14 protein-coding genes are annotated in these 15,577 nt (G+C 73.8%); 8 read left to right on the top strand and 6 right to left on the bottom strand.

Going from position 1 to position 15,577, the window contains the following annotated elements; translation table 11 throughout:
- The first annotated feature begins 136 nt into the window (after positions 1-136).
- The 4 genes from ABGB06_RS20930 (at position 137) to ABGB06_RS20945 (ending at position 5,392) form a co-directional block, all read left to right on the top strand.
- Positions 137-895: a thiazole synthase gene (locus ABGB06_RS20930; protein ID WP_347591637.1), complete on the top strand. Its 759-nt coding sequence runs from the start codon at positions 137-139 to the stop codon at positions 893-895.
- An 86-nt stretch (positions 896-981) separates the two neighbouring features.
- Positions 982-2,328 carry a septum formation family protein gene (locus ABGB06_RS20935; RefSeq protein WP_347591573.1) on the top strand — a complete coding sequence of 449 codons (1,347 nt, stop codon included), beginning with the start codon at positions 982-984 and terminating at the stop codon, positions 2,326-2,328.
- A gap of 106 nt (positions 2,329-2,434) precedes the next feature.
- A complete protein-coding gene (gene pknB, locus ABGB06_RS20940) occupies positions 2,435-4,387 on the top strand; it encodes a Stk1 family PASTA domain-containing Ser/Thr kinase (RefSeq protein ID WP_347591575.1) in 1,953 nt (650 codons plus the stop codon).
- Between the two features lie 273 nt (positions 4,388-4,660).
- Positions 4,661-5,392: a transglycosylase SLT domain-containing protein gene (locus ABGB06_RS20945; protein WP_347591577.1), complete on the top strand. Its 732-nt coding sequence runs from the start codon at positions 4,661-4,663 to the stop codon at positions 5,390-5,392.
- 208 nt (positions 5,393-5,600) lie between these two features.
- Here the strand turns inward: ABGB06_RS20945 and ABGB06_RS20950 are convergent, their stop codons facing one another.
- Complete coding sequence (locus ABGB06_RS20950; RefSeq protein WP_347591579.1) at positions 5,601-6,239, bottom strand: sulfite oxidase-like oxidoreductase; 639 nt, start codon at positions 6,237-6,239, stop codon at positions 5,601-5,603.
- A 211-nt stretch (positions 6,240-6,450) separates the two neighbouring features.
- On the opposite strand from ABGB06_RS20950, the gene bfr reads away from it, so the two are divergent.
- A complete protein-coding gene (bfr, locus tag ABGB06_RS20955) occupies positions 6,451-6,933 on the top strand; it encodes a bacterioferritin (protein WP_347591581.1) in 483 nt (160 codons plus the stop codon).
- A 129-nt stretch (positions 6,934-7,062) separates the two neighbouring features.
- Here bfr and ABGB06_RS20960 read toward each other — a convergent pair whose 3' ends face one another.
- Positions 7,063-7,323: a (2Fe-2S)-binding protein gene (locus ABGB06_RS20960; protein ID WP_347591638.1), complete on the bottom strand. Its 261-nt coding sequence runs from the start codon at positions 7,321-7,323 to the stop codon at positions 7,063-7,065.
- A gap of 122 nt (positions 7,324-7,445) precedes the next feature.
- A complete protein-coding gene (locus tag ABGB06_RS20965) occupies positions 7,446-8,786 on the bottom strand; it encodes a 3-deoxy-7-phosphoheptulonate synthase class II (RefSeq protein WP_347591639.1) in 1,341 nt (446 codons plus the stop codon).
- A 343-nt stretch (positions 8,787-9,129) separates the two neighbouring features.
- On the opposite strand from ABGB06_RS20965, the gene ABGB06_RS20970 reads away from it, so the two are divergent.
- Positions 9,130-11,196: an anthranilate synthase family protein gene (locus ABGB06_RS20970; protein WP_347591583.1), complete on the top strand. Its 2,067-nt coding sequence runs from the start codon at positions 9,130-9,132 to the stop codon at positions 11,194-11,196.
- 58 nt (positions 11,197-11,254) lie between these two features.
- Here the strand turns inward: ABGB06_RS20970 and ABGB06_RS20975 are convergent, their stop codons facing one another.
- From ABGB06_RS20975 to ABGB06_RS20985, 3 genes are read right to left on the bottom strand one after another with little or no spacing between them, the layout of a single operon-like run.
- Positions 11,255-11,941, bottom strand: a complete 687-nt coding sequence (locus ABGB06_RS20975) for a response regulator transcription factor (protein ID WP_347591641.1) — start codon at positions 11,939-11,941, stop codon at positions 11,255-11,257.
- A 20-nt stretch (positions 11,942-11,961) separates the two neighbouring features.
- Complete coding sequence (locus tag ABGB06_RS20980; RefSeq protein ID WP_347591585.1) at positions 11,962-13,263, bottom strand: DUF5931 domain-containing protein; 1,302 nt, start codon at positions 13,261-13,263, stop codon at positions 11,962-11,964.
- A 30-nt stretch (positions 13,264-13,293) separates the two neighbouring features.
- The gene (locus ABGB06_RS20985) at positions 13,294-14,037 is read right to left on the bottom strand and encodes a lysophospholipid acyltransferase family protein (protein ID WP_347591587.1); all 744 of its coding nucleotides are present in this window, start codon (positions 14,035-14,037) and stop codon (positions 13,294-13,296) included.
- A gap of 230 nt (positions 14,038-14,267) precedes the next feature.
- Here ABGB06_RS20985 and ABGB06_RS20990 point away from each other — a divergent pair, with 230 nt between their 5' ends.
- Complete coding sequence (locus ABGB06_RS20990) at positions 14,268-15,047, top strand: alpha/beta fold hydrolase (protein WP_347591589.1); 780 nt, start codon at positions 14,268-14,270, stop codon at positions 15,045-15,047.
- Positions 15,034-15,558 carry a hypothetical protein gene (locus ABGB06_RS20995; RefSeq protein WP_347591591.1) on the top strand — a complete coding sequence of 175 codons (525 nt, stop codon included), beginning with the start codon at positions 15,034-15,036 and terminating at the stop codon, positions 15,556-15,558. Before ABGB06_RS20990 ends, ABGB06_RS20995 begins: the two co-directional genes overlap by 14 nt.
- The last annotated feature ends 19 nt before the right edge of the window (positions 15,559-15,577 follow it).

A 15,577-nucleotide genomic window follows, 5' to 3' on the forward strand; every position in this document is an offset into this window, starting at 1 on the left:
CGTCATGGCCGAGACCAACCCCACCGACACCACACCCGCCAACGACACCACCGGCACCAGCACCGGCACCACCGACACCGCGGCCGGCGACGAGGCCCTGGCGCTGGGCGGCCTGCGGCTGTCCTCCCGCCTCATCATGGGCACCGGCGGCGCGCCCAGCCTGGACGTGTTGCGCCGCGCGCTGGTCGCCTCGGGCACCGAGCTGACCACCGTGGCCATGCGCCGGATCGACCCGGGCGCCCGCGGCTCGGTGCTCTCCGTGCTCGCCGAGCTCGGCATCCGGCCGCTGCCGAACACCGCCGGCTGCTACACCGCGGGCGAGGCCGTGCTGACCGCGCGGCTGGCCCGGGAGGCGCTGGGCACCGAACTGGTGAAGGTGGAGGTGGTCGCCGACGAGCGCACCCTGCTGCCCGACCCGATGGCCACCCTGGAGGCCGCCGAGACCCTGGTCGACGACGGTTTCACGGTGCTCGCGTACACCAACGACGATCCGGTGCTGGCCCGCCACCTGGAGGACGCCGGCTGCGCGGCCGTGATGCCGCTGGGCTCCCCGATCGGCTCGGGCCTCGGCATCCGCAACCCGCACAACATCGAGCTGATCACCGAACGCGCCGGCGTCCCGGTCATCCTCGACGCCGGCGTCGGCACCGCCTCCGACGCGGCGCTGGCCATGGAGCTGGGGTGCGCCGGCGTGATGCTGGCCTCCGCGGTCACCCGGGCGCAGCGCCCCGAGGAGATGGCGCGGGCGATGCGGCACGCGGTGCTGGCCGGGCGGCTGGCCGGGCGCGCGGGGCGGATCCCGAGGCGGCACTTCGCCCGCGCCTCGTCCCCGATGGCGGGGCTGGCCAGCCTGGACGCGGACGTGGAGCGGGAACGTCCGGCGTTCTCGCACTGAGATACGATCCGCCCTGCGGCGGGCCGGCGCAGCGGCGCAAGGGTTCCAGGGCCGCACCCAGCATCACCGCGCTCCCCGGGGGGACCATGGACACTCCGCCGCCACCGCAGGGCTATGGCGCCTGGCCGCCGCCCTCGGGACCGCCGCAGGGTCCGCCCCCACCGCACCAGCAGCAGCCGGGGAAGTCGGCGGAACCCCCGTCGCAGCCGCCGGCCCCACAACCGGCCCCACAGCCGGGCCCGCCGCCGGCACAGCCCTCGCCGCAGCCGTACGGTCCGCCGCCGCCCTATCCGGGCGGTCCCGGGCAGCCGCCGGGCGGCGGGCCGCCGCCGTGGGGCCAGCCGGCGCCGGCACGGCCGGTCAACGGCCTGGCGATCGGCGCCCTGGTCACCGGCCTGGTCGGGCTTTTCCCCGTGGCCCTGACGCTCGGGCTGGTCGCGCTGTCCCGGCTCTCCGCGCGCGCCGGGGCCGAGCGGGGTCGGGGCCTGGCCATCGCCGGCGTCGTGCTGGCCGGCGTGCAGATCGCGGCGCTCGCCGTGATCATCCCCGTCGCGGCGACCAACTCGGACGACGACGGCGGGGGGACCGAGGCCACCGAGGAGCAGCGCCCGGAGCGGCGCGAGCCGGACGACGAGCCCACCGACGACCCCAACCCGACCGAACCGACACCCGACGACGGCGAGCAGATCGACGTCTTCGACATCCGGGTCGGCGACTGCTTCGACTCCGGCACCGGCCTCGGCCAGTACGAGGAGAACGAGGCCACCGAGGAGACCACCGTCACCCGGCTGCCCTGCGACGCCCCGCACGAGGCGGAGGCGTACGGCACCGCCCAGGTGACCGGCTACCAGGAGTTCCCCGGGGACGCGGAGCTGACCGAGCTCGCGTTCGACGAGTGTGGCCGGCTGGTCCAGCCCTACGTGCTCGACACCTGGGAGCTCGACACCTCGACCACCATGTACTTCTACTACCCGCAGCAGTCCAGCTGGTCCTTCGGTGACCGGGAGATCCTCTGCTTCTTCGGCCATATCGACGGCACCCCGCTGGAGGGCTCGGTGCGCGGCGACCCCGGCGAGCTCAGCGCGGACCAGGCGAGCTACCTGGAGATCACCACGCCGCTGGAGATCGTCATCTGGAACGAGCCGTACCCGGACGATCCGCTGCCGGCGCAACGGGAGTGGGCCGAGCAGATGGCCGGGACCATCGACCAGGAGGCGGGCGACCTGGCGGCCGCCGCATGGTCGGGGGACGTCGCCGGGCAGGTCGACGAGCTGGTCGCGGCGCGTGAGGTCAGCCTGACGCACTGGAACCGGGCGGCCGACGCCCAGGACCTGGCCGCCTTCGAGAGCGAGTACACGGAGGGCTACGCGACGCTCGGGATCGACCAGGAGATCGCCATCCGGCAGACCCTGGGCCTGACCACCGGCGGCTGATCCCGGCGGCCCGGTGCCGCTGGTTGGTCACCGTTCCGCTGCAAGTCGGGCTCCGAGGGCCGCGAAACGCCCGGGGCGCGGCACCCGGCTCGTAGACTCGTGAGCCGTGGACACGACCCTTCAGGACCCGCTGATCGGCCGGCTGCTCGACGCCAGGTACCGCGTCGAGCAGCGAATCGCGGTCGGCGGCATGGCCACGGTCTATCGCGCCCTGGACACCCGGCTCGACCGGGTGGTGGCCCTGAAGGTGATGCACCCCTCACTCGCCCAGAACGCCGGCTTCGTCGAGCGGTTCATCCGGGAGGCCAGGTCGACCGCCCGGCTCGACCATCCGAACATCGTCGGCGTCCTTGACCAGGGCACCGACGGCGGCTACGTCTACCTGGCGATGGAGTACGTGGCCGGCTGCACCCTGCGGGACGTGCTGCGGGACCGGGGCGCGCTCCAGCCGCGGGCGGTGCTGGACATCCTGGAGCCGATGCTGGCCGGCCTGGGGGCCGCGCACCGGGCGGGCCTGGTGCACCGCGACATGAAGCCGGAGAACGTGCTGATCGGCGACGACGGCCGGGTCAAGGTCGCGGACTTCGGCCTGGTGCGGGCGGTCGATCCGCAGGAAGGACCGACGTCCACCGCCACCGACTCCGTGCTCGGCACGCTCTCCTATCTGGCGCCGGAGCAGATCGAGGGCGGCGCGGTCGACGCCCGCACCGACGTCTACGCCTGCGGCGTGCTGCTCTACGAGATGCTCACCGGCCGCAAGCCGTACACCGGGGAGACCGCCGCGCGGGTCCTGTACGCCCATGTCAGCGAGGACATGCCGCTGCCCTCCCAGGAGGTCGAGGACCTCGCGCCGGAGCTGGACGGGCTGGTCGCCCGGGCCGCGGCCCGGGACCCGGGCCGCCGGCCGGCCGACGCCGCGGCCCTGCTCTCCCTGGTGCGGGCCGTGCGCGCGGTGCTCAGCGAGGCCCAGCTGGACACCGATCCCCGGCCGGCCGCGCCGGGCGGGGTGGGTCCTGAGCTGGGCTCGGAGGACCGCACCCGCGTGGTGCCGCTGCCCAAGGGGGTGCGGGCCAGCGCTCCCGACGGTCGTCGGGAGAACACGGCACGCATCCAGGTGCCGCTGCTGCCGCCGTACGTCGCCGAGGAGGAGTTCGGCTCGGAGGGGCTGCCCCCGCGCCGCCGGATGCCGCGCCGCCGGGTGCTGACGCTGGTCGGCGCGGCGCTGCTGCTGCTCGGCATCGGCCTGGGGGTCTGGTACATCAACTCGGGGCAGTTCCTGCGCACACCCGGGGTGTACGGGCTGTCGCAGAGCGAGGCCGAGGAGCGGCTGCGGGACGCGGGGCTGCGGGTCGAGGTCGAGCACGAGACCTCGGAGACCGTGGACCCGGGCCACGTCATCATCTCCGATCCGGAACGCGGCGAGCGGGTCCGGCGGAACTCCACGGTCACCATCGTCGTCTCCGACGGGCCGGCGGTCGTGGTGGTGCCCGACCTGCGCGGCTCGGCCCTCGCCGAGGCCAAGGACGAGCTCAGGGAGGCCGGCCTGACGCCGGGCGAGGAGCGCTGGGAGTTCTCCGACGAGGTGCCGCGCGGCTCCGTGATCGACACGCAGCCGGGCCACGGCGCGGAGCGCCGGCCGAACTCCGCCGTCGACCTGGTGCTCAGCCGCGGCGCCGAGGTCGCCGTGCCGAACGTCGTCGGGCTGCCGGAGGCCGAGGCGAAGCAGGTGCTGCGCGCCGAGGGCTTCGTGGTCAGCGTCGCCGAGGAGAGGGTGGACTCCCCCGAGGAGGCGGGCACCGTGGCCGAGCAGTCGCCCGGCCCGTCGGGCACGGCCGCCGCCGGGGAGACGATCACCCTGACCCTCTCCTCGGGCCCCGAGATGATCGTCGTGCCGGACGTGCGGGGGGAATCGGTGGACGAGGCCACGGAGATCCTTCAGGAGGCGGGCTTCGAGGTCGACGTGAACCAGGTCTTCTTCTCCGGCGAGGTCTTCAACCAGTCCGTCCACGGCGGCGACCGGGCCCCGCGCGGCTCCACCATCACGCTCTGGGTCCGCTAGGGCCTTGCCGGCCGATCTTCGCGGGCCCGTGACACCAGCGGACGGGGGCCCCGAGGGTGGCCGGGGTGTGAAGGCGGCCATAGGACCAAGGTCCTCCTACTAAGGCGAATAGTTTCCGAACGGCCTCGTGGGCCCGGTAAATCCGCCCTCCGCGCCCGGGCATTTCTTCTGGCACCACTATCCAGCGTAGTAATCGGGTCGATTGCGCCGGCTTTTCCCCGCCTGTTACCAAGGGCGTCGAATCCCCGCCCGCCAGGAACCCGAGGTGCCCCCATGCCTACTCAGGTGCTCACCCGACTGAACCGAAGTACGCGTACCCGCGGCACGGCCGCCGCGGCGCTCGCCACCGCCGGCACCGCCGCCATGGTGCTGGGCCTGGCGACCGTGCCCGCCGACGCCCAGGAGGTCACCCCCTCGCCGGCGCCGCACGCCGATGCCGTCGCCTGGGACATCAAGGCCGACGACCTTCCTGGTCAGCGCCTCCCCGACGGCCTGGGCCCGGAGACCGGTGTGCCGACGCAGGGCGATGACCACGGTGGCGGCCGCGGTGGCGATCACGGCGGCGACCGCGGCGCTGACCGCGGCGGCGACGCCGGCCCGCACGTGCGGAGCCCCGAGGACGGCCGCGGCGACCACACGCGTCCGGAGCGCACGCCGAACACCGGCGACCCCCGACCCGCGCGCACCAGCGCCCTCGACCGCTGGATAGACCGGGCCCTCGAGATCATGGACGAGAAGGGAATTCCGGGCACCTACGAGGGCCTGCACCGGAACATCATGCGCGAGTCCAGCGGTGACCCCAACATCATGAACGACTGGGACATCAACGCGAAGAACGGAGTCCCCTCGATCGGCCTGCTCCAGGTGATTCAGCCGACGTTCGACGCGTACCACGTCCCGGGCACCCCGGACGACATCTACAACCCGGTCTCGAACATCACCGCCGCGGCGAACTACGCCGCCGACCGGTACGGCACGATCGACAACGTCGACAGCGCGTACTGATCCCCTCGCCGGGGAGGGTGGCCACCAGCGCCGTGGGCGCCGACGGCGTGCGGGTTCTCGTCGACGCCCCCGGCGACCCTCCGGAGCGAGTGGCTCCGCGCCACCCGCACGGAGTTCGCCTGCCCACGGCCCACGCCCTGTGCCCGATCAACCTCGGCGGATCAGGCACGGGGCCTCGTCGCGCACACCGACCCTCAGAGCTCTGGTCTCAGAGGGCCGGGCCGTCTCCCGGCTCCTCCTGGTAGGAGTACCGCTGCTCGCGCCACGGGTCGCCGATGTTGTGGTACCCGCGCTCCTCCCAGAAGCCGCGGCGGTCGGCGGTCAGGTACTCCACCCCGCGCACCCACTTCGGCCCCTTCCAGGCGTACAGGTGGGGCACCACCAGACGCAGCGGGAAGCCGTGCTCCGCGGTCAGCAGCTCGCCGTCCCGGTGGGTGGCGAAGAGCGTGTGCGCGTCGGCGAAGTCGGCGATCCTGAGGTTGGCGCTGTACCCGTACTCGGCCCACACCATCACGTGCGTGACGTCGGGGGCGGGCGGCGCGAGCGCCAGAACCGTGTCGGCGGACACCCCGCCCCACTCGGCGCCCAGGATGCTGAACTTCGTGACGCAGTGCAGATCGGCCAGCACGGTGTGGTACGGCAGGGCGCTGAACTCCTCGTGGTTCCAGCAGCGCTTGTCGCCGTCGGCGGTGGCGCCGAAGACCCGGAACTCCCAGCGCTCGGCTCGGAACCTGGGTACCGGCCCGTAGTGGGTCACCGGCCAGCCACGACGCTCCCGCTGCCCGGGGGGCAGCCGCTCCGCGCTGGCGTTCGGCACCTGACCTGTGCCGCTGTCCGGCTGACCCATGCCTCCATGGTGACAGACCGCATCGGCTGCTTTGCACCACCTCCCCCACCAGGCGGGCGTCATCACCGCAATTCCTCTTTAGGGCAGACGAACTACCATATTTCGCCGCTATTTTGGTTAGGCTTCTCTTACTGGACGGAACGCCGCGACGATGCCACGATGCGCGGACACGGTTCCTCGCACCGCTCACCGTCGGAAGGAGCGCGCCGCCATGCAGGGCGACCCGGAGGTCATCGAGTTCCTCAACGAGCAGCTCACCGCCGAGCTGACCGCGATCAACCAGTACTTCCTGCACGCCAAGATGCAGGACAACTTCGGCTGGACGAAGCTCGCGAAGTACACCAGGGCCGAGTCCTTCGACGAGATGAGGCATGCCGAGCTGCTCACCGACCGGATCCTCTTCCTGGAGGGGCTGCCGAACTACCAGCGGCTCTTCCACGTCAGGGTCGGGCAGACGGTCACCGAGATGTTCCAGGCGGACCGGCAGATCGAGGTCGAGGCGATCGACCGGCTGCGCCGCGGCATCGAGGTGATGCGGGCGAAGGGCGACATCACCTCGGCCCGGCTCTTCGAGTCGATCCTGGAGGACGAGGAGCACCACATCGACTATCTCGACACGCAGCTTGAGCTGCTGGAGAAGCTCGGCGAGCAGCTGTACCTGGCGCAGCAGATCGAGCAGCCGTCCGAGGCCTAGTTCCGTCCGGATCCCGTCCAGAGATCCGCTCGGTACCGGCCAGATCCGCTCGGTACCGGCCAGATCCGGCCGGTACCCGCCGGCCCGGTGCCGGGGTGTCGCCTCGGCGCCCTCGGGCGGCGGCCCCCGTCAGCCGCCGACGGCCTGGGAGGCCAGCGAAACGGCCGGCCGAGGCGCCTGCGTGGGCGCCTGGGCCGGCAGGGTCCGGCGCAGCGTCGTGGTGGCCGGGCAGCCGCCCCGGCCCAGCAGTCCCTGGATGCGGCGGACGCAGGAGCCGCAGTCCGTGCCCGCGCCGCTCGCCGACGCGATCTGCCGCGGCGTGCAGGAGCCCGCCGCCGCGTGCTCTCGCACCTGTTCCTCGGTGATGCCGAAGCAGGAGCAGATGTACACCGAGACCGTCACCTCCACCCGGGATGGCTCACCTCGTACGATCCAGGCCCATCCTGGTGAGGTTAGCCTCACCTTACCCGAGGGAGATGACGGTGTGCTGACCGGCCCCCGTCCTACCGGGGTCAGGCCCGGTACATCTCCGCGACCAGGAACGCGAGGTCCAGCGACTGGCTGCGGTTCAGCCGCGGGTCGCAGGCGGTCTCGTACCGCTGGTGCAGGTCGTCCACGAAGATCTCGTCCCCGCCGCCGACGCATTCGGTGACGTCGTCCCCGGTCAGCTCGACGTGGATGCCGCCGGGGTGGGTGCCGAGACCCTTGTGCACCTCGAAGAAGCCCTTGACCTCGTCCAGCACGTCGTCGAAGCGCCGGGTCTTGTGCCCCGAGGCCGCCTCGAAGGTGTTCCCGTGCATCGGGTCGCAGACCCACGCGACCTCGGCGCCGGCCGCCCTGACCCCGTCCACCAGCAGCGGCAGCCGGTCCCGCACCCGGTCCGCGCCCATCCGGGTGACGAAGGTCAGCCGGCCTGGCTCGCGCTCCGGGTCCAGCCGGTCGACCAGCGCCAGCGCCTCGTCCACCGTGGTGGTCGGGCCGAGCTTGACGCCGATGGGGTTGCGGATGGCGGAGGCGAACGCCACGTGCGCGCCGTCCAGCTGACGGGTGCGCTCGCCGATCCACACGAAGTGGCCCGAGACGTCGTACAGCCGCCCGGTGCGGGAGTCGGTGCGGGTCAGCGCCGCCTCGTAGTCCAGCAGCAGCGCCTCGTGCGAGGCGTAGAACTCCACCGTGTGGAACTCGGCCGGGTCGGCGCCGCAGGCCTTCATGAAGTTCAGCGCGTTGTCGATCTCCCGCGCCAGCGCCTCGTACCGCTGGCCCGAGGCGGAGGTGCGCACGAAGTCCTGGTTCCAGGCGTGCACCTGGTGCAGGTCGGCGTAGCCGCCGGTGGTGAAGCCGCGCACCAGGTTCAGCGTCGCCGCCGAGGAGTGGTACATCCGCCGCAGCCGCTCCGGGTCGGGGGTGCGGGCCTCGGCGGTGAACTCGGGGCCGTTCACCGAGTCGCCCCGGTAGGACGGCAGCGTCACGCCGCCCCGGGTCTCGGTGGGCTTCGAGCGCGGCTTGGAGTACTGGCCGGCGATCCGGCCGATCTTCACCACCGGCACCGCCGCGGCGTACGTCAGCACCGCGCTCATCTGGAGCAGCGTCTTCAGCTTCGCCCGGATGTTCTCGGCGCTCACCTGGTCGAACGCCTCGGCGCAGTCGCCGCCCTGCAGCAGAAACGCCTCGCCCCTGGCCACCGCGGCCATCCGGGCCCGCAGCTGGTCGCATTCCCCGGCGAAGACCAACGGCGGATACGTGCCCAGTTCAGCGGTCACGGCGCGCAGCGCCGCCGAGTCGGGGTACTCGGGCTGCTGCGCCGCCGGCAGGTCGCGCCACGCGGCGCCGGTGGCGGGCGTGGCGTTCGGGATGGCGGTGGCGAGGCTGCTCTCAGCGTTCAGGGTCACGAGGCCAGATTACGGGGTGGTGTCCATCCTTTTTCCCGATCGGCCAGGGAGTGAGACGGTCGCCACGCCGGGCTACGGCGCGTATAGTGCGCGCCATGAACGCGCAGCGGCATCAGCCGCACGTCACCAGCTGGTGGTGGACCGCTCCCCGGGCGGCCCACTGACTGCGCGTTCCGACTGACCGACGCGAGGCCGCCCCCGAGGGGCGGCCTTTCTCGTGCGTGGCCGGCCGTCCCTCGGCCCTGGCGGCTTCCGGACCAACCAGCCATCCCGAACCGACCGGGATGTACCGGAAGGACGACCGCCCATGCCACCACTCCCCCGCCCCGAACCCTCCTCCGGGGCCTCCGGGGCGCTGATCGGCCGGCTGCTGGCCGAGGACGCCCCGTTCGCGCTGCTGCGCCGCCGCCTCCCGGGCCGCGACGCGAGCCTGGTCGAGCTGCTCACCGGACCCGTCGTCGAGGTCGAGCGGCTCGCGGACATCCCGCTGCCCGAGCCGTCCCGGCCCGGGCCGGGCGCGCTCGCCCTCGTGCCGTACCGCCAGCTCGCGGAGCGCGGCTTCGAGGTCGACGACGACGGCACCCCGCTGGCCGTGCTGCTCCCCGAGGAGGCCCACGAGCTGCCGCTGGACGAGGTGCTCGCGGCGCTGCCCGACCACCGGGTCGGCGTCGCCGACGGCGGCTTCGACGTCGACGACACGCGCTACGCCGAGGTGGTCCGCACGGTGCTGGAGCGCGAGATCGGCGCCGGGCAGGGCGCCAACTTCGTCATCCGGCGCACCTTCACCGGGCGGCTGACCGGGGACGCCTCCGCGCCCGGGGACCGGGGGCACGTGGCCGACGCGCTCGCCGTCTTCCGCCGGCTGCTCGCGGCCGAACCCGACGCGTACTGGACCTTCGTGGTCCACACGGGCGGGGCGGCCGGGAGGCTGCTGGTCGGCGCGAGCCCCGAGGTGCATGTGCGGATGACCGGCGGCACCGTGGTGATGAACCCGATCAGCGGCACCTATCGCTATCCGCCGGAAGGCCCGAGCCTGACCGGCCTGCTGGACTTCCTCGACGACCGCAAGGAGACCGAGGAGCTGTCCATGGTGGTCGACGAGGAACTGAAGATGATGTGCACCGTCGGCGACCAGGGCGGCGTGGTCGTCGGGCCGCGGCTGCGGGAGATGGCGCATCTGGCGCACACGGAGTACGAGCTGCGCGGCCGCAGCACCCTGGACGTGCGGGAGGTGCTGCGCGAGACCATGTTCGCCGCCACCGTCACCGGCAGCCCGCTGGAGAACGCCTGCCGGGTCATCCGCCGGCACGAGGCCGGCGGGCGCGGCTACTACGCGGGCGCGCTGGCGCTGCTGGGCCACGACGCGACCGGCGGGCAGACGCTCGACTCGCCGATCCTGATCCGCACCGCGGACGTCGACGCGGCCTCGGGACGGCTCCGGGTCCCCGTGGGGGCGACGCTGGTGCGCGGTTCGGACCCGGAGGCCGAGGTCGCCGAGACGCACGCGAAGGCGGCGGCCGTGCTGGCCGCGCTGGGCGTTCGGCCAGCGGGGGCGGAGCGGGCGGACGGCGCCCGGCCGCGGCTGGCCGAGGAACCACGGGTGCGGGCGGCGCTCGAGGGCCGGCGGGCGGGACTGGCGCCGTTCTGGTTGCGGATGCAGACCGGGCCGCGCCCGGCGCCGGACGGTACCGCCGGGGTCGCAGCCGGGGTCACCTCCGAGATCGCGGCCGGGGTCGCGGAGAACGCGCCGGCGCTGGTGATCGACGGCGAGGACACGTTCACCTCGATGCTGGCCCATCTGCTGCGGGCGGGCGGCCGCGAGGTGACGGTGCTGCGCTTCGACGCCCCGGACGCGCGGGAGCGGGCCCTGGCCCACGAGGGCCCCGTGGTGCTCGGCCCGGGACCCGGCGACCCCGGCGACCCGACGGACCGGAAGATGCGGCTGCTGCGCGGGCTCGGCGCGGACCTGCTGGGCCGCGCCGGCGCACCCGGGGGCGCCCGGTCCCACGGCACGCTGCTCGGGGTGTGCCTGGGGCACGAGCTGATCGCCGCGGAGCTGGGGCTGCCGGTGGTCCGCAAGGACCGGCCCTACCAGGGCGCGCAGGAGCGGATCGACCTGTTCGGACAAGCCGAGACGGTCGGCTTCTACAGCTCCTACGCGGCCCGCTGTGACGACGCCGCGGCCGCGGCGCTCGCCCGCCGGGGCGTGGCGGTCAGCCGGGACCCGCACGGGGAGGTGTACGCCCTGCGCGGCCCGGGCTTCGCGAGCGTGCAGTTCCATCCCGAGTCGGTGCTGACCCTCAACGGCCCGGCCATCGTCGCCTCGCTGCTCACCGCGCGACCGGCCGAGCCGGCGGCGGCGCCGACGGCCTGACCGCCCGGTGCCGGCCGGCGCGGCGGTGGGCCGCGCCGGCCGGCGTCCGATCCTGGCGTCAGGGCGCGTCCAGGCCGCGCTCTATCGCGTAGCGGACCAGCTCCGCCCGGTTGTGGAGCTGGAGCTTGCCCAGGGTGTTCTGGACGTGGTTCTGGACCGTGCGGTGGGAGATGACCAGGCGGGCCGCGATCTGCCGGTAGGTGAGCCCCTTCGCGACCAGCCGCAGCACCTCGGTCTCCCGGTCCGTGAGGTGCGGCACCTCGGGGCCCCGGGGATCGCGGGGCTCGGAGATCGTGGCCAGCCTCCGGTACTCGCCGAGCACCAGGCCGGCCAGCCCGGCGGTGAAGACGGGGTCGCCGGCCGCGGTGCGGCGCACCGCCGCGACGAGTTCCTCGGCGCTGGCCGACTTCACCAGATAGCCGGTGGCGCCGGCCTTCACCGCCTCCAGCACGTCCTCCGCCTCCCCGCTGGCGGACAGCACCAGAACCTTCCCCCAGTCCCTCGGGGAGGGGGATACGGCGGCCCCGGAATCAGGTTCGCCGTCCTCGCCGGCCAGCCGCCGGCAGACCTCGGCCCCCGGCAGCCCCGGCAGGTTCAGGTCGAGCACCAGCACGTCAGGACGGGTCGCCCGGGCCCGGCGCACCGCCTCCGGGCCGTCCCCGGCCGTGGCCACCACCTCCAGGCCCGCCTCGCCGAGGTCCCGCGCCACCGCGTCCCGCCACATCGGGTGGTCGTCCACCACCATCACCGTCACCGGCCGCTCGTTCACGGTGCCGCTCCCCTCGCGCCCCTGCGTCCTCGTCGCCTCGTCTCCCGCACGGACCCCGGCCCGTCATGCCGCCCGCGGCTCCCGTGGTCCCCGGGGCCGGGTCTGGGCACCCGCAGTTCGACCTCGGTGCCCTCGCCCGGCACCGACAGCCATTCCGCGCTGCCGCCGAGGCCGGCCAGCCGGCCGCGGATCGACAGCGACGCCCCGAGCCGGCCCTCGGCCTCGGCCTCGGCGAGCCGTCCGGCGGGAATGCCGGGCCCGTCGTCCCTGACCGTGACGAGCACCGCGTCCGGCGCCTCCTCCAGCAGGATCCAGGCGCCCGCCGGCCGGCCGTCCGGCCGCGTGGCGTGCCGCCGCACGTTGTCCAGCGCGGCGCCGACCGCCGCCGCGACCTCCCTGGCCGCGGGCCCCGGCAGCAGCACGGGCCCTGAGGGCCCGGCGTACGTCACGCCCACGCCGCCGTGCGCCGCGAGCAGCGGACCCAGGTCCGCCTCCGGTGCGGTCTCCCCGCCGTCCCCGCCGTCCCCGCCGTCCCCGAGGGCACTCGGCGCAGCGGCGGTGAGGGTCCCGGCGGGCCGGCCGTCGCCGGCCACCAGCGCGCGGAGCGCCCGTTCCTGCTCGCCCGCCAGCCGCCCGAGCTCGGCCGCCTCGCCGCCGATCGCGGCACCCCGGCGCTGCACCATGGCCAGCACCTGGAGCACGCTGTCGTGAATGTCCCTGGCCAGCCGCTCCCGCTCGCGGGTCGCCGCCTCGATGCGCAGCGCCCTGGCCAGGGTCCGCTCGCTGGCCCTGGCCAGCTCGACGACGTAGCCGATGCCGACGCTGGCCACGCACACCAGCAGCGCGTTGTGCAGGGTGTTCCCCGAGAGGTGGCCGTCCTCCACGACGTTGGCGACGCCCACCAGCACCGAGGCGCAGCCGGCCCACCGCCAGCCGCCCTTGATGGCGACGGCCAGCACCGCGCCGGCGACCCAGACGGACGGCAGGGTGGGGTCCACGGCGTCGCGGGAGTCGGCGAGCGGGCTGATCAGGATGCCGACGACCGCCACGGTCAGGTCGACGGCCAGGAACGACGGGGTGCAGCGCGCGGCCGAGGACACCCGGCGCAGCGTCAGCAGCGTCCACACCACCAGCACCGACAGGTAGCAGACGCCGACCAGCGGCCGGCCGTAGTCCTCGTAGCCCAGCCAGAACAGCAGGACCGCGTAACAGCTGGTCAGCACCCGGTATCCGGTGAGCGCCTGCCACATCGGCGCCTCGACGGCACGTCCCGTCGTCCCCGGGGTACTCGTCGGCACGCCGGCCATCGCCTCGATCCCCCTGTCCGGTCAGGCCGTCCGCTCGGTGCCCCGCCGGGGCTGGTCCCCGTTGTCCTCGGCGCCGCCCGTGCCCTCCGCCAGCATCCGCTTGGCGGCCGTGGCGTACATGTCCACGTACTCCTGGCCGGAGAGCTTCATGATCGCGTACATCACCTCGTCGGTGAGCGAACGCAGGATGAAGCGGTCGCCCTCCATGCCGCGGTAGCGGCTGAAGTCGAGGGGTTCGCCGATCCGGATGCCGGGGCGCATCAGCTTGGGCACCACCTTGCCGGGCGGCTGGATCTTCTCCGTGTCGATCATGGCCACCGGCAGCACCGGCGCCCCGGTGGCCAGCGCGATCCGGCCGAGGCCGCCCGGCTTGCCGCGGTAGAGCCGGCCGTCGGGGGACCGGGTGCCCTCCGGGTATATGCCGAACAACTCCCCGCGCTCCAGCACCGCGATGCCGCTCTGTATCGCCGCCTCACCCGCGCCGCGCGCGCCCGACCGGTCGACGGGCAGCTGCCCGACGCCCTTGAAGAACGCCGCGGTCAGCCGGCCCTTGATGCCGGGCGAGGTGAAGTACTCCGCCTTGGCGATGAACGTGACCCGGCGGTCGAGCACCGCCGGCAGGAAGAAGGAGTCGGAGAACGACAGGTGGTTGCTGGCCAGGATCGCGGGGCCGGTCTCGGGTACGTGCTCCTTGCCCTCCACCCACGGACGGAAGGCGAGCTTCAGCCCCGCCCCGACGGACACCTTCATCGCGCCGTACAGCACCGCGACCTCCTGGCTTCATTTCTGCCCGACCCTAACGGGGTACCCCGTTCTCGGCGCCCCAGGGGGCGCCATGCGCGGGCTACCCGCTGACCTTACGGCCCACGTAGGCTGACAGACACCCCGACGGCGGCCTCCCCCAGGCCCTCGTCGGCCTGGGTGGGGGCCCCTCCCGGGCCGCCAGGGCCCGGGGGAGCACCCCGTCCATCGCCCCGCGCCGAACGGAGCCCTCGATGCCGCTTCTTCCCGGGGCCGAGCCCTTCGCTCACCGCGGCTCGGCCACCGGTGTCCTGCTCTGTCACGGATTCACCGGCTGTCCGCAGTCGCTGCGCCCCTGGGCCGAGCATCTCGCGGGGCAGGGCCTCACCGTCTCGCTGCCGCTGCTGCCCGGGCACGGCACCCGCTGGGAGGATCTGCGGCTGACCCACTGGACCGACTGGTACGCCACCGTGGCCAGGGAGCTGCGCGAGCTGACCGCGCGCTGTGACCGGGTCTTCGTCTGCGGCCTGTCGATGGGCGGCACGCTGGCGCTGCGGCTGGCCGCGCGGCACGGTCCCGCGGTGGCGGGCGTCGTGGTGGTCAACCCGGCGATCTCGCTGCCCTGGTGGCACGGGTACGCGCTGCCGGTGCTGCGGCACGTGGTGCCCAGCGTGCGTGGCCTGGTCTCGGACATCGCCAAGGGCGGCGTCAGGGAGACCGGGTACACCCGGGTGTCGCTGCACGGCGTCCACGCGCTGCACGGCCTCTTCGCCGCCACCCGCGCCGACCTGCCCCGGGTGACCCAGCCGTTGCTGCTGCTCCGCAGCCGGGTCGACCACATAGTGCCGGCGCACGACTCGGCCCAGGTGCTCGCCTCGGTATCGTCAACGGACGTGGCCGAACGCGTGCTCGAGGACAGCTTTCACGTGGCCACGCTGGACCACGACGCTGAGCGTATCTTTCAGGAGACGGACGCCTTCCTCACCCGGCTGGCGAACAGGGCGACAAGGAAGACTGCTCGTGACGGAACGTGACCCCGAGCGCGGCGACGGCCGAGACCCGCTCGACGAGGAAGCCGCCTGGGCCGAGATCATCGCCGGCTACGGCGAGGAGCCGGCCGACCCGCCGGGCGTGTGGCCGCGGGCCGAGGAGATCGACCTGACCGACACCGTGGACCGGGCCCTCGACCGGGCGCTGGAGCGCGCCGGCGCCGAGCCCGAACCGCCCGAGCTGGGTCCCAGGGACTGGGAGGCGGCCGAGGACGAGGAGGAGGACCACTTCGTCCCGCCGGAGCCGCCCCCGCTGCCCCAGTCCGACATGACCACCAAGCTGGCCTGGGTGGCGGTGCTGGGCGGGCCGCTGCTGCTGATCGGGACGGTGCTGCTGCAACGGGACATGACCTGGTGGATCGCCACCCTGGGCATCGGGGGCTTCCTCGGCGGCTTCGCCACGCTCGTCGCGCGGATGCGCGACGGGGAGGACGACGACTGGGTCGACCCGGGCAGCGGCGCGGGGGGGGGGGGGTGGGGCGGGGTCAGCCCTTGATGGCGCCGATGAGCATGCC

Source organism: Streptomyces sp. B6B3 (genome assembly GCF_039871525.1).
Classification (GTDB): Bacteria; Actinomycetota; Actinomycetes; order Streptomycetales; family Streptomycetaceae; genus Streptomyces.